This is a genomic window from Thioalkalivibrio sulfidiphilus HL-EbGr7 (genome assembly GCF_000021985.1).
Classification (GTDB): Bacteria; Pseudomonadota; Gammaproteobacteria; order Ectothiorhodospirales; family Ectothiorhodospiraceae; genus Thioalkalivibrio_A; species Thioalkalivibrio_A sulfidiphilus.
This window is the reverse complement of record NC_011901.1, coordinates 2,140,887-2,160,906: the sequence shown is the minus strand read 5'-3', so window position 1 is coordinate 2,160,906 and position 20,020 is coordinate 2,140,887. Positions and strand designations below refer to the sequence as shown.

At 67.2% G+C, this 20,020-nt stretch carries 16 protein-coding genes; 8 read left to right on the top strand and 8 right to left on the bottom strand.

Annotated features, from left to right (window positions below; genetic code table 11):
• Positions 1-104 precede the first annotated feature (104 nt).
• Both TGR7_RS10180 and dctP read right to left on the bottom strand, forming a co-directional pair.
• Entirely contained in the window at positions 105-2,303 is a 2,199-nt protein-coding gene (locus TGR7_RS10180) for a TRAP transporter large permease subunit (protein WP_012638592.1), read from the bottom strand.
• Between the two features lie 116 nt (positions 2,304-2,419).
• The gene (gene dctP / locus TGR7_RS10175; protein WP_012638591.1) at positions 2,420-3,580 is read right to left on the bottom strand and encodes a TRAP transporter substrate-binding protein DctP; all 1,161 of its coding nucleotides are present in this window, start codon (positions 3,578-3,580) and stop codon (positions 2,420-2,422) included.
• Between the two features lie 219 nt (positions 3,581-3,799).
• Here dctP and TGR7_RS10170 point away from each other — a divergent pair, with 219 nt between their 5' ends.
• Entirely contained in the window at positions 3,800-4,585 is a 786-nt protein-coding gene (locus TGR7_RS10170) for an IclR family transcriptional regulator (protein WP_041442945.1), read from the top strand.
• 168 nt (positions 4,586-4,753) lie between these two features.
• Here TGR7_RS10170 and cysZ read toward each other — a convergent pair whose 3' ends face one another.
• Positions 4,754-5,476, bottom strand: coding sequence for a sulfate transporter CysZ (cysZ, locus tag TGR7_RS10165; RefSeq protein WP_012638589.1), 723 nt, complete (start codon positions 5,474-5,476; stop codon positions 4,754-4,756).
• A gap of 42 nt (positions 5,477-5,518) precedes the next feature.
• On the opposite strand from cysZ, the gene TGR7_RS10160 reads away from it, so the two are divergent.
• Positions 5,519-6,346, top strand: coding sequence for an alpha/beta hydrolase (locus TGR7_RS10160; protein ID WP_425358075.1), 828 nt, complete (start codon positions 5,519-5,521; stop codon positions 6,344-6,346).
• Between the two features lie 47 nt (positions 6,347-6,393).
• Here the strand turns inward: TGR7_RS10160 and TGR7_RS10155 are convergent, their stop codons facing one another.
• A complete protein-coding gene (locus tag TGR7_RS10155; RefSeq protein ID WP_012638587.1) occupies positions 6,394-7,692 on the bottom strand; it encodes an FGGY-family carbohydrate kinase in 1,299 nt (432 codons plus the stop codon).
• A gap of 116 nt (positions 7,693-7,808) precedes the next feature.
• Positions 7,809-8,198 carry a preQ(1) synthase gene (gene queF, locus TGR7_RS10150; protein WP_012638586.1) on the bottom strand — a complete coding sequence of 130 codons (390 nt, stop codon included), beginning with the start codon at positions 8,196-8,198 and terminating at the stop codon, positions 7,809-7,811.
• Positions 8,199-8,382: 184 nt separating this feature from the next.
• On the opposite strand from queF, the gene smc reads away from it, so the two are divergent.
• The 6 genes from smc (at position 8,383) to TGR7_RS10120 (ending at position 17,346) form a co-directional block, all read left to right on the top strand.
• Positions 8,383-11,889: a chromosome segregation protein SMC gene (gene smc, locus TGR7_RS10145; protein WP_012638585.1), complete on the top strand. Its 3,507-nt coding sequence runs from the start codon at positions 8,383-8,385 to the stop codon at positions 11,887-11,889.
• A gap of 13 nt (positions 11,890-11,902) precedes the next feature.
• Positions 11,903-12,706: a cell division protein ZipA gene (zipA, locus tag TGR7_RS10140; protein WP_012638584.1), complete on the top strand. Its 804-nt coding sequence runs from the start codon at positions 11,903-11,905 to the stop codon at positions 12,704-12,706.
• 222 nt (positions 12,707-12,928) lie between these two features.
• Positions 12,929-14,956, top strand: coding sequence for an NAD-dependent DNA ligase LigA (gene ligA / locus TGR7_RS10135; protein ID WP_012638583.1), 2,028 nt, complete (start codon positions 12,929-12,931; stop codon positions 14,954-14,956).
• A gap of 99 nt (positions 14,957-15,055) precedes the next feature.
• Positions 15,056-15,889 (top strand): motility protein A, encoded by an 834-nt coding sequence (locus tag TGR7_RS10130; protein WP_012638582.1) that lies wholly within the window; start codon positions 15,056-15,058, stop codon positions 15,887-15,889.
• Positions 15,890-15,950: 61 nt separating this feature from the next.
• A complete protein-coding gene (locus TGR7_RS10125; protein ID WP_012638581.1) occupies positions 15,951-16,709 on the top strand; it encodes an OmpA/MotB family protein in 759 nt (252 codons plus the stop codon).
• A 31-nt stretch (positions 16,710-16,740) separates the two neighbouring features.
• Positions 16,741-17,346: a DUF938 domain-containing protein gene (locus tag TGR7_RS10120; RefSeq protein ID WP_012638580.1), complete on the top strand. Its 606-nt coding sequence runs from the start codon at positions 16,741-16,743 to the stop codon at positions 17,344-17,346.
• A gap of 90 nt (positions 17,347-17,436) precedes the next feature.
• Here TGR7_RS10120 and TGR7_RS10115 read toward each other — a convergent pair whose 3' ends face one another.
• The 3 genes from TGR7_RS10115 to TGR7_RS10105 are packed head-to-tail and all read right to left on the bottom strand — an operon-like array spanning position 17,437 to position 19,216.
• Complete coding sequence (locus TGR7_RS10115; protein ID WP_012638579.1) at positions 17,437-18,249, bottom strand: peptidylprolyl isomerase; 813 nt, start codon at positions 18,247-18,249, stop codon at positions 17,437-17,439.
• 29 nt (positions 18,250-18,278) lie between these two features.
• On the bottom strand, positions 18,279-18,578 hold the full coding sequence (locus TGR7_RS10110) for a YciI family protein (RefSeq protein ID WP_012638578.1): 300 nt from the start codon (positions 18,576-18,578) through the stop codon (positions 18,279-18,281).
• On the bottom strand, positions 18,578-19,216 hold the full coding sequence (locus tag TGR7_RS10105) for a septation protein A (protein WP_012638577.1): 639 nt from the start codon (positions 19,214-19,216) through the stop codon (positions 18,578-18,580). Before TGR7_RS10105 ends, TGR7_RS10110 begins: the two co-directional genes overlap by 1 nt.
• Positions 19,217-20,020 lie beyond the last annotated feature (804 nt).

Sequence of the window (20,020 nt, the reverse complement as noted above, 5' to 3'; positions counted from 1 at the left end):
GGGGTTGCCGTACCCAGAAAAAAGGCCGTTGCGGTCATCACCGCAACGGCCTTGTCTGTCTGCACCGCTTGTCGTTCCGGCTTCCCGGTGTCTGATCGGTCGGCTCAGCCGTAGGCCAGTCCCGGCAGCCACAGGATGATGCCCGGGAACAGGATGCACAGGATCAGGCCCAGGGTCTGCAGGCCCAGGAACGGCAGCGAGGACTTGTAGGTGGTGCCCATGCTGATGTGCGGCGGCGCGACACCCCGCAGGTAGAACAGGGCGTAGCCGAAGGGCGGACTGAGGAAGCTCATCTGCATGTTCACCAGGTAGAGCACGCCGAACCACAGGGCCACCTTCTCCGGTGGTACCCCGGGCAGGCCGAACACCCCCTCGAAGGCCAGCCCCGCGATCAGGGGCACGAAGATGGGCACCGCCAGCAGCAGGATGCCCACCCAGTCCAGGAACATGCCCAGCAGCACCAGCACCAGCATGATGAGGATCAGGATGCCATAGGGGCCGAGGCCGGTGCCGACGATCAGTTCCTGCACGAACTGCTGGCCGCCCTGGAGGATGTAGAAGCCCACGAATACCGTGGCGCCGAAGATGATCCACAGCACCATGGCCGTGGCCTTCAGCGTCATCATGCAGGCGTCGTGCACGTTCACCCAGGTGAGGCGCCCGTGCAGGGCGGCCACCACCAGGGCGCCGAAGGTGCCGATGCCGGCGGCCTCCACCGGGGTGGCCATGCCGGTGAAGATGGCGCCCAGTACCAGCACCACCAGGCTGATGGGCGCCAGCATGTTGCGCAGCATGCGCAGGCGCTGGGGCAGGTCGACGCGCTCTTCCCGGGGCATCGCCGGGCCCAGCTTCGGGTTGAAGCCGGCACGCAGGGCCACGTAGCCCATGTACAGACCGGAGAGCAGCAGGCCGGGCAGCAGGGCGCCCAGGTAGAGTTCGCCCACGGACTGGCCGGCCACCACGGCGTAGATGATGGCCAGGATGGAGGGCGGGATGAGGATGCCCAGGGTGCCGCCGGCCATGATGGCGCCCAGGGCGATCTTGGGGTCGTAGCCGCGCTTGAGCATGGCGGGCAGGGCGATGATGCCCATGGTTACCACCGCCGCGCCGATCACGCCCACCATGGCCGCCAGCAGGGTGGAGGCCAGGATGGTGGCCACGGCGAGACCGCCGCGCAGGGCGCCGATCCAGTGGTAGACCACGTCGAACAGGTCCTCGATCAGCCCGGCCTTTTCCAGCATGGCCGCCATGAAGATGAACAGCGGGATGGCCGAGAGCTGGTAGTCGGTCATCAGCGGGAAGATGCGCGAGGGGATGATGTTCAGCATGTAGTGGTTGCCCACCAGGTAGATGAACAGCACGCCCAGCCCGCCGGTGACGAAGGCCAGCGGCAGGCCCGCCAGCAGCACCACCAGCAGGGCACCGGTCATGACCAGGGTCAGGGTGCCGATGCCGATGTCCTCCAGGGAGCCTTCCAGGGTGAACAGCAGGTGCTCGGGGCTGTCACCGAAGACGATCACGTTGACCATCTCCAGCAGGATCACCAGGCCCAGGATCACGGCGGCGCCCACCATGCCCCACAGGGGCCAGCGGGCCCCGGTGTGCCGGCGGATGGCGACGCGGAAGGCCTGGATGTCCTTCACCAGCCGCACCGTGCCCTGCAACAGCAGCAGCACGCCGCCCAGCACCATGGCGCCCTTGACCGGGTAGTACTGGATGCGCCACTCGGTGAACGAGACCTCGTTGCTCCAGCCGGTGGCGAAGAAGAACTGCTCCTGGGACAGGGACTGGGCGAAGAAGGTCCAGGCGGTGAGCGTCAGCACCAGCAGGAACAGGTAGAAGATCACCGAGGTGAGGATGTCCAGGGCCGCGGTGACGGCGGGCCCGAAACGGGAATACAGCACGTCCACGCGCACGTGACCGTCCACCCGCAGGCAGTAGGCGCCGGCGATGAGGTACTGCATGCCGAACATCAGGAACATGGACTCGTGCGCCCAGTTGGTGGGCGAGTTGAAGGCGTAGCGGGCGATGACCTCGTAGGTGTAGACCACCACCGCCACCAGGGACCAGTAGCCGACGAAGGTGCCGGTGAAGGTGGACAGGCCTTCCACCGCGCGCAGCACCGGGTTGCTCGGAGTGCCGGCCAGGGCCTCTTCGCCATGGGCGAAGATCTCGGCGCTCTGGGTGGGTCTTGCGCCCCGGCGTCGGGAGCGCCAGACCATGAGCATCATGATGGGGGGCAGAAACAGGAGCACCGACCAGTACAGCCAGTGCGGCAGGACGAAATTCAGTTCCAGGTTCATGGTTCACCCTGAACCGGCCCCGTGGCCGGCGGACAAGTGGATCGCGCGGACTGTGGCCTGCCCTCGGCCACCCCTGGCCACCCCTTCCCGGGGGAAGGGGTGGCGGTCGCGAGCGGCTAGAAGTTCAGCTTGTAGTCCTTGATGTCGTCCGGGGTGATGACGGCGACGCTGGGATCCTGCATGACCTCCAGGTGGACCTTGAACAGGCGCGCGGCATCCCGGTCCTTGTTGGCCCATTCGAACCACAGGGGGATGGCGGCCTCGCGAAAGCGCGCGGCGTCTTCCTCGGAGAGGTGGATGACCTCCACGCCGGCCTCCTTGTACTTGGGCCAGGCCTCGTGGTTGGCCTTCTGGATGGCGGCAAAGTGCTCCGCCGAGTAGGCCTTGACGAACTTGTACATGAGCTTCTGGGTGTGCTCTGAGATGCGGCTCCAGGAGCGCTTGTTGACGGAGATGTCCATCAGGTCCACCGGCTGGTGCAGGCAGGGGGTGGAGGGCGGACCCATGATGATGTAGTCGGCCACCTGGTGGAAACCCAGGTCGTAGTTCACCGCCGGACCCACGAAGTCGGCCGCGTCGATGGTGCCGCGCTCCAGGGCCGGGTAGACGTCACCGCCGGGCAGCAGGGTCGTGCGCACGCCCACCTTGGCGAAGGTCTCGGCGATGATGCCACCGGGGAAGCGGATGCGCTTGCCGCGGAAGTCATCGAAGCTGCGCAGGGGCACCTTGGAGTGAATCAGGTTCAGGTCGTGCTGCACGTGGCCCAGGAACACCAGGCCCTGGCGGTCATAGAGTTCATCCACGATCTGCCGACCGCCGAAGGAATCGAACATCATGTCCCAGTGGTGGGGCAGGCTCAGTGCCATGGGGTAGGCGCTCATGAACACGCCCGCCGGCATCTTGCCGGGCCAGTACACGGTGAACCAGTTCATGCCGTCCAGCACGCCGCTGCGCACCGCGTCGGCCATCTCGAAGGTGCCGGCCACGGCGCCGGCCGGGAACGGTTCGATGGACAATTCGCCGCTGGTCAGTTCCTGGATGGAACGGCACCAGGTCTCGAAGGTGCGGTAGCCGATGGTGCCCGGCTGCCAGGCGCTCTGCATGCGCCAGCGCACGCCGCGGGCGGTCTGGGCGTTGCCGATGTAGGGCGCACCGAGAATGGCGCCGGCGCCCAGTGCCGCGCTGGCCTTGAGAAAACCGCGCCGGGATGTGGTCTGGGAACCCTCCTGCGCGGCCCCGGTGACAATTCCGGTTCCGTTATCGTCTTTTGTTGACATGTGAATCTCCTCCAAGTTGGTGCGCTTTGGTTGGTTGTGCCGGGTCTGCTGCCCGGTCGTGCTCCCCTTGTCGGGGTTATGTCGGGGCCATTTGGGCCTCTTTTTCGGTTCATGCCATCGGCGCAGCTGCGGTGAACTGTCAGAGGGCATGGAATGAAGCTAGCACCCCGTTGATTGTTTACAATGGTCAACGGATTCCACGATGCGAAATGCGACCCGATGAAAACCCACGATCGTCCCGCTGGTTCCATTCAAGTCATCGACCGGGCCTCCGATCTGCTCGAGGCCATCGCACGCTACACCCAGTCGGTGAGCCTGAAGGTGCTGGCCGCCGAGACGGGCCTGCACCCGTCCACCGCATTTCGCATCCTCGCCTCCCTGGTGGAACATGACTTCGTGGTCCGTGATGAGGGGGGCACTTATCGGCTCGGCCCCCGGTTTCTCAAGTACGCCGCCCGGGTACGGGCCGACCTGGATCTGCGCGCCGTGGCCCGGCCGGAGATGGAACGGCTGCTGGGGAGCATCGGCGAGACGGTCAATCTGACGGTTCGGGAGGGTGACGAGGTGATCTACGTGGAGCGCGCGCTGCCCAATCGCATGATGCGTGTCGAGCAGCTCATCGGCAGCCGTGCGCCGCTGCACGTCACGGCCGTGGGCAAGATCATGCTCGGTGATGCCGGCCCCGAGGAGACGCTGGCCTATGCCCGGCGCACCGGCCTGCCGGCCTACACGCCGCGCACCATCAACGACCCGCAACGCCTGCTGGTGGTGGCCGAGCGTGCGGTGAAGGATGGCTTCGCCTTTGACAATGAGGAGGCGGAAACGGGCGTGGGGTGTATCGGTGCCCTGGTGCGCGACGGCAGCGGTACCGCCATCGCGGGTCTGTCGGTCTCGGCGCCCATCGAACGACGCCGTGATGAATGGGTGCCCCTGCTGGTGGCGGCCGCCACGCGCATCTCGGAGCGCCTCGGCTATCGTGCCGAGGCCCCGCCCGACACGGCTTGAGCCGCTGCCGGCCGACGGAGAGCGCCGGGACAGGCAGACCCGTGCCGGGTCGGTGGGTCGAGAGAGCTTCACGGTCATGACAACTTATAGTCGATCCGTGTCCCCTTGACGGTTCGCAGAACCGATGGCCCTGTCTTGGCGCCTGCGACCACCCGCAGTGAGCGGATTTCAGTCGCGCGGCCGCATGCGATCGACCCACAGGGCCGTGGCACCCGCCACCCCCGCCGGCATGGCGACGAAGTTGAGCACCGGCACCAGGGTGAGGATGAGCATGCCGGTGCCGAAACCCAGGGCAAGGGGCAGATTTTCCCCGAGCCGTTGCCGGGCATCCCTGAAGCCCAGTCCATGGTTGCCCATGGGCGCGTCGGCATATTCCAGGGCCAGCATCCAGGCGCCGAAGGCCAGCCACAGCAGGGGCGCCAGCAGGTTCACCCCGGGGATCAGGAACAGCAGCAGCAGGGGCAGGGCGCGCAGCAGGAAGTACAGCAGCTTGCGCAGCTCGTTGAGCACGGCCACCGCAGCCTCCCGGTACCAGGTGAGTCCCGAGTCCGGGGCGGGGCCCCGGGTGAGCTGTGACTCCACCCGGGCGGCCAGGGGGCCGTTGAAAGGTGCGCCCAGCAGGTTGGCGACCAGGGTAAAGCCGAAGAACACCACCGCCAGTACGCCGATCACGAACAGGGGCCAGAGCAGCCAGCGCAGCCAGTCCAGCCACTCGGGCAGCAGCCGATCCAGCCCGGCGCCCAGGTAATGCACGGCCAGGAAGATGCCCAGGGCGAACAGCAGGATGTTGAGGCCAAGCGGGATGATCACCAGGGGACGGATGCCCCGGCGCCGGATCAGGGACAGACCGCGGAAGGGATAACGCAGGCCTGCGAGGTAGTCGTTGAGCATCCCGTTAGCATACCCTGAGCCCACGGGAGACGTGCGGCCATGATCAAAGCCCTGATCCATCTCTGCCTGGTGGCGGCGGGCGCCTACGGGGTGCTCGTGGGCCTGGTCTATTTCAAGCAGGACGGTCTCATCTACCTGCCCCTGTCCACGCTCGTCACCACGCCGACCGAGCACGGCATGGACTACGAGGACGTCTATCTCACCACCGATGACGGGGTGCGCCTGCACGGCTGGTTCGTGCCGGCCCCCGAGCCGCGGGGCGTGCTGCTGTTCTTCCACGGCAACGCGGGCAACATCTCCCACCGCATGGCCTCCATCCGCATCTTCCGCGAGCTGGGCCTGTCGGTGTTCATCATCGACTACCGGGGTTATGGGCAAAGCGAGGGACGGCCCAGCGAGGCCGGGCTGCGTCGGGACGCCCGTGCGGCCTGGGCGTGGTTGCGCGAGACGCGAGAGATACCGGCCCGGGAGATCGTGGTGTTCGGCCGCTCCCTGGGTGCCGCGGTGGCCGTCGATCTGGCCAGCGAACACCCTCCCGGCGCACTGATCCTGGAGTCAGCCTTCACCAGCGCCGCGGATCTGGGCGCCGAGGTCTACCCCTGGCTCCCGGTGGACCGGCTGTTGCGTCACCGCCACGAGGTGATCGAGTCGCTGCCCCAGGTGCGCGTGCCGACCCTGATCGCCCACAGCCGTCAGGACGAGATCGTCTCCTTCGACCATGCCCGACGGCTCATGGACGTGGCCCACGACGGTGCCGTGCTGCTGGAGATGGAGGGCGGGCACAATGACGGTTTCCTGCGCACCGGGCAGCGTTACGTGCGCGGCCTGGGCGACTTCCTCGAAGAACACGTGTTCAGAGAACTGCCGTAATGCGCCGACTGCCGCCGCTGTCGGGTTAGAACCGGGCCTACGACGCTTCAGGATCCGCGAGTTTCGCTTTCGCCGAAGCCCTTACGCGCGATCAGCGCCGCACCATAGGCGGCATCGGTGTGGGTGGCCTGCACCAGGGGCACGCCCAGCAGTCGCTCACGGATGCGTGTCCAGGCGGGATTGATGCTGCCGCCGCCCACGGTGCGCACGCGGGTGGGGGCGGGGGCGCCCAGTTGCACCAGGCGCCGGTAGCCCAGGGCCTCGATGGCGGCGATGCCTTCCAGCAGTCCCTGGAAGAAGCGGGCGTCATCGTCGGGGCGGGGCGTCAGGCGCGGTGCAAGCCCGGGGTCGCAGACCGGGAAGCGCTCGCCGAGGGCGGGCAGGGGGTAGTAGTCGAGCCCGGTGGTGCGTTCGGGTTCGAGCCGCGAGCTCAGGGCTGCCATGGCCTCGGGGCTGAAGAACTGCTTGAGCACCGCGCCGCCGCTGTTGGAGGCCCCGCCCGCCAGCCAGCGGTCCCAGAGCCGGTGGCTGTAGACCCCGAATTCGGGGGCGAACACCGGCCGGGGCGAGACGATCTTGAGCACCAGGGTGCTGCCCAGGGAGGTGACCGCCTCGCCTGGCTGCGAGGCGCCGGTGGCAAGAAAGGCCGCCACGCTGTCGGTGGTCCCGGCCAGCACGGGCAGGCCTTCGGGCAGCCCGGAGTCCGCGGCGGCTCTGGGCGTGACCGTACCCAGCCGATCCCCCGGCGGCAGCACCCGGGGCAGCAGCCCCGCGGGCAGGCCCAGTCCCTCCAGCCACGCCGGCCAGTCCCGGGCCACCGGGTCGTAGCCGAGCTTGAGGGCGTTGTTCTCGTCGCTGATGCCGTAGCGGCCGGTGAGTTGAGCCGCCAGCCAGTCCGCCTGGTGCAGGGCGTGGCGGGCCGCCCGGGGGTCGTGGTGGTCCAGCCACCAGCAGAGCTTGGCCAGGCTCGAACTGGCGCCGTGGGCGCCGCTCTCCCGGGGGGCGATGGCCGCGATGCGCGCGGCCGCGTCCACCGCCCGTGCATCGTTGTACAGGAGCCCCGGGCCCAGGGGCGTGCCGTGAGCGTCGGTGACCACCAGGGTGCCGGAGGTGCCGTCGATGGCCAGGGCCGTGGGAGGGCAGGGCAGGTCCGCCATGAGCGCACGTGTGACCTGGCACAGGGCCGTCCACCACAGCCCCGGGTCCTGTTCCACCCGGGGTCCGTCGCGGCGGGGTTCGGCCAGGGCAACACTGCACCGGGCGATCTCCACGCCATCGGCGTCGATGGCGATGGCCCGGCACCCGGAGGTGCCCATGTCGATACCGATGAAAAGCGAATTCAACATTCAAAATTCAAAATTCAAGATTCAAAGGGAAGTCCGTGGCCAGCGCGCTCTCGTAGCTGCAGGACACGCCCCCTTTGAATTTTAAATCTTGAATTTTGAATGGTTTCAATTGCTCTTCAAGGCAAGGTCACCGGCACCGGCGGCTGCCAGTCCGGGTGGCGGTGTTCGGCCACCACGGTGGTGTACACGCCGCCGCGCACGTTGAACTCGGCGGTCAGGCGCATGAAGTTGGGGTCGGTGGCGGCCACCAGGTCGTTGAGGATCTCGTTGGTCACCTTCTCGTGGAAGGCGCCCTGATCGCGGAAGGCCCAGACGTAGAGCTTGAGGGATTTCAGTTCCACGCAGCGCGCCCGGGGCACGTAGTCCAGGAAGAGGGTGGCGAAGTCCGGCTGGCCCGTCTTGGGGCACAGGCAGGTGAACTCCGGGACGCGGATGCGGATGGTATAATCGCGCCCCGGCTGGGGGTTTTCGAATGTTTCGAGGTCTTTGCTGGGCTGGCTCGACATGGTGTGCTTGTCTCGGTTTGTGAGGGGGGTTGGAACCCTGAAAACGGGACAGGTTCCACACGGGACTTGATCGGCTCCCCCCTAAGGGCGGCATTATTGTAATAATGAGCGCCGCCCAAGGCCATGGAAGACCCTCTCCGTGGCCACAACCTTTATTACCACCATCAGACATCCGCAGGTCCCGATGCGACTGAGCAAGATCAAACTGGCCGGATTCAAGTCCTTCGTGGACCCCACCACCATCGACCTGCCCAGTAACCTGGTGGGCATCGTCGGCCCCAACGGCTGCGGCAAGTCCAATACCATCGACGCGGTGCGCTGGGTGATGGGCGAGTCCTCCGCCAAGCACCTGCGCGGGGATTCCATGGAGGACGTGATCTTCAACGGCTCCTCCAGCCGCAAGCCCGTGGGCCAGGCCTCCATCGAGCTGGTGTTCGACAACAGCGACGGCACCCTGGGCGGCCAGTACGCCGAGTACAGCGAGATCTCCGTCAAGCGCCAGGTGACCCGGGACGGCCAGTCCCATTACTACCTGAACGGCTCCAAGTGCCGACGCAAGGACATCACCGACATCTTCCTGGGCACCGGCCTCGGCCCGCGCAGCTACGCCATCATCGAGCAGGGCATGATCTCCCGGCTCATCGAGGCCAAGCCCGAGGAACTGCGCGTCTACCTGGAGGAGGCCGCCGGCATCTCCAAGTACAAGGAGCGCCGCCGCGAGACCGAGACCCGCATCCGCCACACCCGGGAGAACATCGACCGTCTCAACGACCTGCGCGACGAGATCGAGAAGCAGATCAACCACCTGCAGCGCCAGGCCAACACCGCCGAGCGCTACAAGGCCCTCAAGGAAGAGGAACGCCGCACCAAGGCGGAACTGCTGGCCCTGCGCCTGCGGGACATGGACGGTGATGCCGGCCAGCGGGAAAAGGGCCTGCGCGAGGAGGAGACCCGCCTGGAGGGGGTGATCTCCGAGCTGCGTCACCTGGAATCCACCCTGGAGAAGAACCGCGAGCGCCACGCGGAGGCCAATGAGGCCTTCAGTGAGGTGCAGGGGCGTTTCTACGGTCTGGGCAGCGACATCTCGCGGGTGGAGCAGTCCATCCAGCACGCCCGGGAACTGCGCGAGCGACAGGGCCAGGAACTGCGCCAGGCCGAGGCCGGCCTGCGTGAGACCCGTGAACACATCGAACTGGACCAGGCGCGCCTGCGGGAACTGGACCGGGAACTGGAAACTCTGGCGCCCCAGCACCAGGCCGGCATGCAGGCCCGGGAACAGGCCAACGAGGGCCTGACCGTGGCCGAGCAGGCCATGAGCGAGTGGCAGGGCCGCTGGGAGGACTTCAACCAGCGCGCCGTGGAGCCGGCCCAGACCGCCCAGGTGGAACGCACCCGCATGGAGGGCCTGGAGCGTCAGATCCAGCAGCACCAGTCCCGCCTGGAACGCCTGCAGCAGGAGCGCGGCCAGCTCTCCGGGGACGCCCTGCGCGCCGAGATGCAACAGCTGGGCACCCAGGCCGCCGAGGCCGCCCAGGCCGCTGAACAACTTCAGGGCAGTCTCACCGAGACCCTGGACGCCATCCAGGGCGCCCGGGAATCCAGCCGGGAACGCACCGCGCAGCTGGACGAGCTGCGCCGGCGCATCCAGACCCAGGCGGGCCGGCTCTCCTCGCTCGAGGCCCTGCAGCAGGCGGCGCTCGGCAAGGGCGAGCAGTCCGTGGTGCAGTGGCTGGCCGGTCAGGGCCTGGCCGATGCGCCCCGTCTGGCCGAACAGCTGAGCGTGGAGGCCGGCTGGGAGCGGGCCGTGGAGGCGGTGCTGGGCCAGTACCTGGAGGCGGTGTGCGTCGAGGATCTGGACGGCGTCGCCGGGGTGCTGGACAGCCTCAGCCACGGCGACCTGCTGGTGCTGGACACCCAGGCCGGCGAGGCGGCTGCCGGCGGCGACGCGCCCTGGCTGCTGGACCGGGTCAAGGGTCCGAAACCGCTTAATGACCTGCTGCGCGGCGTGCGCACGGCGGGCAGTCTGCCCGAGGCCCTGGCCCTGCGCGGCCGTCTGGCGGCCGGCGAATCGGTCATCACCCCCGAGGGCATCTGGCTGGGCCGTGCCTGGCTGCGGGTGGCCCGGGATGCCGACGAGCATGCCGGCGTGCTGGCCCGGGAGCAGGAGATCAAGGCCCTGCAGGCGGAACTGGCCGGGCTGAACACCGAACAGGAGCGCTTGCAGCAGGCCCTGGAGGCCGAGCGGGAGCGCGTGCGCGAGCTGGAGGCCCGGCGCGAGGATCTGCAGGTGCAGGTCAACCGCGCCCACCGGGGCGCCGCGGATCTCAATGCCCAGCTGAGCAACCGCCGCACCCGCCTGGAGCAGGTGGAAGGCCGCTTCGCGCGCATCAACGAGGAGATCGCCGAGATCGAGGCGGCCCACCAGCGCGACGCGGAGGCCCTGCAGCAGGCCACCAACCGGCGCAACGAGGCGGTGTCCCGCATGGAGACCCTGGCCCAGGAGCGCGAGCGCCTGTCCGCCGAGCGGGACGGCCTGCGGGAGAAGCTGGATGCCGCCCGCCGCGAGGCCCAGGCCCGGCGCGATGCCCTGCACCAGATCGACCTGCGCATGCAGTCCCTCAAGTCCACCCGCGAGTCCACCGCCCAGGGCCTGTCGCGCATGGAGAGCCAGGCCGGGCAGTTCGATGAGCGCCTGGAGGCCCTGCGCGCCGCCATGCAGGACGGCGACGCGCCCATCAAGGAACTGACCACGGAACTGGACGGCCTGCTGGCGAAACGTGTCGAAGTAGAGCGCGCCCTCGGCGAGGCCCGCACCCGGGTGCAGTCCATCGAGGCCCAGATGCGCGAGCACGACCAGCGGCGCATCGCCGTGGAACGCCAGGCCGAGGAGATCCGCGGCAAGCTGGACAACCTGCGCATGGCCTGGCAGGAGATCCAGGTGCGCCGCCAGACCCTGCGCGAGCAGCTGGCGGAGACGCCGTTCTCCGCCGAGGAACTGCTGCAGGCCCTGGAGGAGGGCGCCGGCGTGTCCGCCTGGCAGGAGAAGGTGGAACAGCTGGCCCAGCGCATCCAGCGCCTGGGCCCCATCAACCTGGCGGCCATCGACGAGTTCAAGGAACAGAGCCAGCGCAAGGAATACCTGGACGCCCAGCACGCCGACCTGATGGAGGCCCTGGAGACCCTGGAGAACGCCATCCAGAAGATCGACCGGGAGACCCGCCAGCGTTTCCGTGACACCTTCGAGCGGGTCAACGCGCGCCTGCAGGAGATGTTCCCGCGCCTGTTCGGCGGCGGCCAGGCGCACCTGGAGATGACCGGCGACGACCTGCTGTCCACCGGTGTGGCGGTGATGGCCCGCCCCCCGGGCAAGCGGCTGTCCACCATCCACCTCATGTCCGGCGGTGAGAAGGCGCTCACCGCCGTGGCCCTGGTGTTCGCCATCTTCGAGCTGAACCCGGCGCCCTTCTGCATGCTGGACGAGGTGGACGCGCCGCTCGACGAGGCCAACGTGGGCCGCTTCTGCAGCCTGGTGAAGGAGATGTCCGAGCGGGTGCAGTTCATCTTCATCACCCACAACAAGACCACCATGGAGCTGGCCGACCAGCTGGTGGGCGTGACCATGCGCGAGCCCGGCGTGTCCCGCCTGGTGGCCGTGGACGTGGACGAAGCCGCCCAGATGGCCACCGCATGACGGAGAACAGGAGATGGATGCGTTGCGCTGGATCCTGCTGATACTTGCCCTGGTGGTGCTGGCCGGCATCTACCTGGCCGGGCGAATGCGCGCCGGCCGGCGCCGTCCCCGCGACCTGATGGACGAGGCGGTGGAGCGGGAGAGCCTGGAGCAGATCCACATCCGCGCCGACAGCGAGCGCAAGGCGCCTTCCATCCACGCGGCGCACGACGACCTGGACGCGCTCAACGACCTGGAGAATCTCAAGGCCCGGGTGGTGGAAGAGGCCCGGGAGCGGCCCGTGGTTCCCGCCGCGCCGATGCCCGTCTCCGAGCCGCGTCCCGTCGAGGCGCCTCGTGCGGAGAAGGCGCCCGCACCCGCCGCGGAGCCGGCACCGACCCTGCCGGACAAGCTCATCGTGCTGCACGTGGCGGCCGGCCCCTCGGGGCACATCCTGGGCGTGCAGCTCAAGGCCGCCCTGGAGGCCGACGGCCTGGAGTTCGGCTTCATGGAGATCTATCACCGCATGGTGAGCACCGAGCAGGGCCGCACGCCCCTGTTCAGCGTGGCCAATATGCTCAATCCCGGCACCTTCGATCCTGCCGCCATGGATGATTTCTCCACCCCCGGCGTGTCCCTGTTCCTGCAGCTGCCGGGCCCCCGGGAGGGCATGGAGTCCTTCGAGACCATGCTGGCCTGCGCCGAGTCCCTTGCCGCACGTCTTGGCGGCCAGGTGCTGGACGCCTCCCGCAGCACCCTCACGCCCCAGGGCATCGAACACATCCGCGAAGGTATCCGCGCCTGGTCGCTCAAGGCCCGGGTGGCGGGGCGGCGTTGATTGTTTGGATCAAAAGCCTTGACGCAAAGACGCGAAGACGCAAAGGGGCGCAAGCCACTGCTTTTTGATGTAAAAATCCGGGTGTCCCGGGTTCAAGATCAAGCCTTGGACAGGCCATTATGATAGGCGGGGTTTTACCCCAATCATTCCTTTGCGTCCTTAGCGAAACCTTTGCGCCCTTTGCGTTCCTGCTTTTGGATTTCCACCAACCAGAATAACCACATGTCCGAGATCCCCGAGAAGGTTCGCAAGCGGGTCGCCTCACTGCGCGACGAGCTGGACTATCACAATCACCGTTACTACGTGCTGGACGACCCGGAGATCCCGGACGCCGCCTATGACGCGCTGATGCGCGAGCTGCAGGATCTGGAGGCGAAGTATCCCGAGCTGGTGACGCCGGACTCGCCCACCCAGCGGGTGGGCGGTGCGCCGCTCAAGGCCTTCGAGGAGGCCAGGCACCTGCTGCCCATGCTGTCCCTGGACAACGCCTTCGAGGAAGCCGACGTGCTCGCCTTCGAGAAGCGCATCCGGGACCGGCTGGGGGAAGAATCCGAGATCGAGTTTGCCGTGGAGCCCAAGCTGGATGGACTCGCCATCAGCCTGCTCTATGAGGATGGCCACCTGGTGCGCGGCGCCACCCGCGGCGACGGCGCCACCGGCGAGGACGTCACCGCCAACGTGCGCACCATCCGCGCCATCCCGCTCAGGCTCCAGGGCCGGGGCTGGCCGAAGCTGCTGGAGGTGCGTGGCGAGGTGTACATGGACCGGGCCGGTTTCGAGGCCTTCAACCGCGAGGCGGCTTCGAGGGGCGAGAAGGTGTTCGTCAACCCCCGCAACGCCGCCGCCGGCAGCCTGCGTCAGCTGGATTCCCGCATCACCGCGAAGCGTCCGCTCACCTTCTTCGCCTACGGCGCCGGTCACGTGGAGGGCGGCGAACTGCCGGACACCCACGCGGCGGTGCTCGACGCCCTGGCCGAATGGGGGCAGCGGGTGTGCCCCGAGCGGGACGTGGTGACCGGCGCGGCCGGCTGTCTCGAGTATTACCGGCGCATCGGCGAGCGCCGCGACGGCCTGCCCTATGACATCGATGGCGTGGTCTACAAGGTCAACCGCTTCGAGCTGCAGCAGCGTCTGGGCTTCGTCTCCCGCGCGCCGCGCTGGGCCATCGCCCACAAGTATCCCGCCCAGGAGCAGATGACGCTGCTGCGCGACGTGGAATTCCAGGTGGGCCGCACCGGCGCGCTCACCCCGGTGGCGCGGCTCGAACCGGTGTTCGTGGGTGGCGTGACCGTGAGCAACGCCACGCTGCACAACATGGACGAGGTGGAGCGTAAGGACGTGCGCATCGGCGACACGGTGATCGTGCGCCGCGCCGGCGACGTGATCCCCGAGGTGGCGGCGGTGGTGCTCTCCAGACGCCCGCACAATGCGCGTCACGTGGTAATGCCCACACACTGCCCGGTCTGCGGTTCCGAGATCGTGCGCTCGGAAGGCGAGGCGGTGGCCCGGTGTTCCGGCGGTCTGTACTGTGCCGCCCAGCGCCGCGAGGCCATCAAGCACTTCGCCTCGCGCCGCGCCATGGACATTGAGGGCCTGGGCGACAAGCTGGTGGAACAGCTGGTGGACGCGGGCCTGGTGGATCATGTGGACGGCCTGTACCGGCTCACGGCGGAACAGCTGGCGGGCCTGGAGCGCATGGGCGAGAAGTCTGCCCACAACCTGGTGGATGCCCTGGAGAAGAGCAAGCACACCCAGTTGGCGCGGTTCATCTTCGCGCTCGGCATCCGCGAGGTGGGCGAGGCCACGGCCCGCGCCCTGGCGATCCATTTCGGTGGCCTGGATGCGCTCATGGCCGCCGACGAGGAGGCCCTCATGCAGGTGCCCGACGTGGGTCCGGTGGTGGCCCACCACGTGGCCACCTTCTTCCAGCAGCCCCACAACCGCGAGGTGATCGACGCCCTGCGTGAGGCCGGCGTGCACTGGGAGGAAAGCGAACCCGCGGCTCTCCAGGCCGAGGACCTGCCCCTGTCCGGCAATACCTACGTGCTCACCGGCGCGCTGGAATCCATGACCCGGGAGGAGGCCGGCGATCGCCTCATGGCCCTGGGCGCCAAGGTGAGCGGCAGCGTGTCGAAAAAGACCACCGCCGTGATCGCCGGCGAGGCGGCGGGCTCGAAACTGGCCAAGGCGGAGAAGCTGGGCGTGCCGGTGTTGAGCGAGGCTGAGTTCCTTGAGTTGATAGGGGAGTGACTGAAGTTGGAAGTGTGAATTGGGAAGTGCGAAGTCAAGGCTTTCCACTTCCTACTTCCCGATTCACACTTCGCACTTTCCAGGCGTTACACTGCCCCGATGAACCCCTCCACCGCGCTCGGCATGATCGGCGGCGTGCTCATCCTGGTGAGCGTGATTGCCTTCACCTCCCAGGACCTGGGGGTGTTCATCAATCTGCCGGGGCTCGGCATCGTGTTGGGCGGTACCCTGGCCGCGACCCTGCTCAGCTATCCGCTGCACGAGGTGTTGCACGTGTGGCGGGTGTTCATCGTGGTGCTGCGCAACGAGCGCTACTACTTCCGCGAGGACATGGACGAGATCGTGGAGGTCTCCAAGCTGTGGTTCAACGGTAACCTGGCCGCGGTGCAGCGGCGCCTCGAGACCATCCGCAATCCCTACCTGCGCACCGGCGTTCAGCTGGTCATCGACGACACGCCCATGGAGGACATCAGCGACCTGCTGCAATGGCGCCTGGCGCGGCTGCGTGCGCGTGAACACGCCGAGGCGCAGGTGTTTCGCACCATGGCCACCTACGCGCCGGCCTTCGGCATGCTGGGCACCCTGATCGGCCTGATCAACATGCTGTTCGCCACCCAGACCAATGACTTCGCGGTGATCGCCGTGAACCTGGGCGTGGCGCTGATCACCACCTTCTACGGCATCGTGCTGGCCAACCTGGTGTTCCGTCCCATCGCCACCAAGCTGGAGCGGCGCACCGAGGAACGCGTGATGCTCATGAACATGGTGCTGGAGGGCGTGACCCTGATGCGTAAGGGCCGCTCGCCGGCCTACATCCGCGAGACGCTCAAATCCTTCATGGAGCACCACCGGGACGAGATCCGCCAGGAGATGCCCAATGGCAACGGAGCCGAAAAGCCCGCCGCCGGCAGCAAGCGCACCGGCCGGCGCTGAGTCCGCCGCCCAGTCCGCCATCGACCAGGGCAACGGCCAGGCGGAGGCCCTGCGCGCCGAGATGGCCGCCGCACCCCATTACCCGCCGCCCTGGGCCGCGCCGCCGCCGCAGCCGAGCGGCGACGCCCTGCGCGAGGACGAACACGCCTGGATCCTCACCTACCTGGACATGCTCACCCTGGTGCTGGTGCTGTTCGTGGTGCTGCTGGCCTATACAAGGCCGGAGGAGGATCAGGCCCTGCGCTGGGTGGAGGGCTTCGGCATCGAGCTGGGCCATCCCCACCGCCAGTCCATCGTGCCGCCCCTGTTTGAGGAAGCACCCGCCACCTATCCCGGCGAGCAGCCTCTGGCCGAGCCCCTGGCGCGGGAGGAGGCACCCGCCGCCGAGTCCGCCCTGGAGCAGGCCCTGGCCCGCCAGGGCGGACTGGAGGGGGTGGAGGTGTTCACCACCCCGGGTCAGGTGGAGCTGCGTATCAAGGAGGGCATCCTGTTCGCCAGCGGCAGCGCGGAACTGCGCAGCGACGGGCGCGCGCTGCTCTCAAGCCTGATGCCCGTACTCAATGCCGCCGAGGGACAGATCACCGTGGAGGGACACACCGACAACGTGCCCATCTTCACGCCCATCTTCCCGTCCAACTGGGAGCTGTCCGCGGCGCGGGCCAGTGGCGTGGTGCGCCAGCTCATCGCCCTGGGACTTGCCCCAGAACGCCTGCAGGCGGTGGGCTTCGCCGACACCCGACCCGTGGCCGGCAACGACACCGCCGAAGGCCGCGCCGAGAACCGGCGCGTGTCGCTGGTGATCCAGACGGGTGTGCGTTGAATTTTTTCAATCAGGATCAAGCCGGAAAAACATGCAAGCCTACTACCCGAAGCCCTTTTCCGAGGCCTGCGAGCAGAACAGGGATCCGATTCTCGCGGTGCTGAAACGCTATTTCACCGAGCCGGGCACGATCCTCGAGATCGGCAGCGGCACGGGACAGCACTCGGTGTATTTCGGCGCCGCCATGGCGCACCTGCGCTGGCAACCCTCGGACGTGGCCGAGCACCTGCCGGGCATTCGTTTGTGGCTGGGGGAGGCCGCACTCGACAACGTGGCCGAACCCCTGGTGCTGGATGTGCGCGACGAGCCCTGGCCGGTGAGTCATGTGGACGGCGTGTATTCCGCCAACACCACGCACATCATGCACTGGCCCATGGTACAGGCCATGTTCGCGGGCGTGGGTCGTGTGCTGCGTCCGGGCGGATATTTCTGTCTCTATGGTCCGTTCAACGAGAACGGCATGTTCACCAGCGAGAGCAACGCCCGCTTCGACATGAGCCTGCGCCTGCGCGATCCCGGCATGGGCATCCGCGACAAGGCGGACCTGGATGCACTCGCCCGCGCCGCGGGGCTCGAGCGGGTGGATGACGTGGTGATGCCGGTGAACAACTTCACCTTGGTGTGGCGCAAGACATGAGTACCCCGTAGGTCGGGCTTCAGCCCGAGACAGCCGATGCTTCGAGAGGCACCGCTGTCGGGCTGAAGCCCGACCTACGGGCCGCACGCCTCACTTCACTTCGATCTTCGCAGCGGTGCGCAGATCACCGATGTAATCCTGCAGGGCGCGGTTGTCGAGGATCTGTGCGACCCGGTCGCGCACCGCCTCGAAGGGCGGGGGTTCGGAGCGGCGGGTGTCTTCCAGCAGGATCACGTGCCAGCCGAATTCGGTCTGTACCGGCTCATTGCTGTAACTGCCCTTTTCCATGGCCTGCACCGCCTCGGAGAAGGCGGGCACCATGGCGTCGGCGGTGAACCAGCCCAGATCCCCGCCCATGGGGCCGGAGGGGCCGGTGGAATGCTCACGGGCCAGTTCCTGGAAGTCTCCGCCGGCCTCCAGCGCGGCGATCACCTCGCGGGCATCGGCCTCGCTGTCCAGGAGAATATGCCGGGCCTTGTACTCGGTGCGATCGATGGCCTGGATCTGACGATCGTATTCCGCGCGCAGCTGCTCCTCGGTGTAGTCCTGGTTAAGACGCTGGTCGATGAGCGCGCCGACCATCAGGTTGGTGCGAGCCCGCTCCACCTGGCGCTGGATGTCGGGATCCCTGTCCAGCCCCTGCTGCAGCGCGGCCTGGCGCAGCAGTTCCATGTTGATCATCTCGTCCAGCACCTCGTCCGGCAGCAGATTCTCTCCGGGTCGGGTCATGCGCTGCAGGTTGAGGAAGTCCTGGAAATCCGCTTCGCTGATGGCCACGCCGTTGACCATGGCGACCGCCTCGCCGCTGATCTCGGCCTGTGGTGCCTCGCCGCGGCCACAGCCGGTGATGAGGGTGACGGTCAGCAGGCCGGTGACCAGGATGTGATGAATGCGCAGAGTCATGGGGGTTTCCTTGAGTTTAAGCCGGCTGCTCAGGGCAGCACCTTGCGAAAGGGTTTGACGACGACGCTGGCATACACGCCGGCCGCCCGGTAGGGATCGGCGTCTGCCCAGGCCTGGGCGTCCTCCAGGGAATCGAACTCCGCCACCACCAGGCTGCCGGTGAAGCCCGCCGGACCCGGGTCCGGGCTGTCGATGGCCGGCAGAGGACCTGCCAGTACCAGTCGCCCTTCGTCGCGCAGGGCCTCCAGGCGGGCCAGGTGCGCGGGTCGTGTCTGCAGGCGTTTCTCCAGGCTGTTGTCGCTGTCCTGGGCCATGATGGTGTAGAGCATCAGGATGGGTCTCCCTTGGTGGTGTGCGGGTCGTCCTCGCGGTGGTGCAGTCCCAGATAGACCGCCTGACCGATCACGAAGACGAAGGTCATGCCAAGCATACCGAAGAGTTTGAAATCCACCCACACCGCCTCGCTGAAGGTGTAGGCCACGAACAGGTTGGCAAGCCCTGAAACCAGGAAGAATACCACCCAGGCGAGGTTGACCCGGCTCCAGATGGCCCTGGGTACGCTCAGGGCGTGCCCCATGAGGGTTTCCACCAGCGTGCGGCGTCCGAACAGGGGAGGGGCCATGAACACCAGGGCGAACAGCCAGTTGACCAGGGTGGGCTTCCAGAGGATGAACACCGGGTCGTGCAGCCACAGGGTCGCGCCGCCCAGCACCAGGATCACCGCCGCCGTGAGCAGGGGCATGGTTTCGAGCCGTCGCTTGATAGCGAGTCCCAGGGCCAGTTGCACCGCCATCACGACCATGGCCACGGCTGTGGCCAGGTAGATGGCGTGTCCCGGGTTGTCCGGTTCCAGCGCCACCGGCAGCCAGACGCCTACGGCCAGGATCCATTCAGGGGGGAGGGCGCCGTAAAACTTGTAGGCGAGGAAGAAGAGGATGACCGGGAGGAGGTCATAGAGGAGTTTCATGGGGGGTAGTTTGGCGGGTTTTGTGGGGTGGGTGCAAAGGTGTGTTTGGGTTTGGATTTGATTGGATCAAGGTCAAAGGCTTCCGATCCGGCTTGGAATTACGGTCTTAAAGCAAAACCAAGATCAAAGGCTTCCGATCCCCGTTGCACGGGGCTCGGGTTACTTTCTTTGCTTGTCCAAAGAAAGTAACCAAAGAAAAGACACCCGGGTTTCTCGCCCCTGCGGGGTGCCCTGCGCGCGGGGGTGTTCCGGGGAGGTCGGCTGACAGGCCGTCCCTGGCCTGGCAGCCGACGCGCCGCCTCCCTGCGGCGCCCCTATCGGGCTTTGACCCCGGAACACCCCCGTGCTCGGCGAGAAAAACGGGGGGGACATCAAAGGCAGCAACCCCCACAAGGTGGGTTGTCTTGCCTGGTTTTGTAGGAGCCCCGACCCCGGGGCGAATTCCCCACCATTCGCCCCGGGGTCGGGGCTCCTACGAGGGAAACCAAGGGCAGATCGAAGCGGTTTTGACCTCTCCCCCCTTTTGCCGCACCGAGTAGCGCAGGCTTCGAGGGAAAAAGCCCGAAGGGGCGCCGCAGGACGCGGCGCGTCGCCTGCCAGGCCAGGGACGGCCTGTCAGGCGACCCCCTCGAAGCCGAGCAACGCAGGGCACCCGCGAATAGCGGGTGCGGCATTGGGGTGTCCTTCTTTTGGTTACTTTTCTTGGACAAGCAAGAAAAGTAACCCGAGCCCCGTGCAACGGGGATCGGAAGCCTTTGACTTTGATATTGGTAGAAGCGGGAAATCGAACCATCCACACCAAAT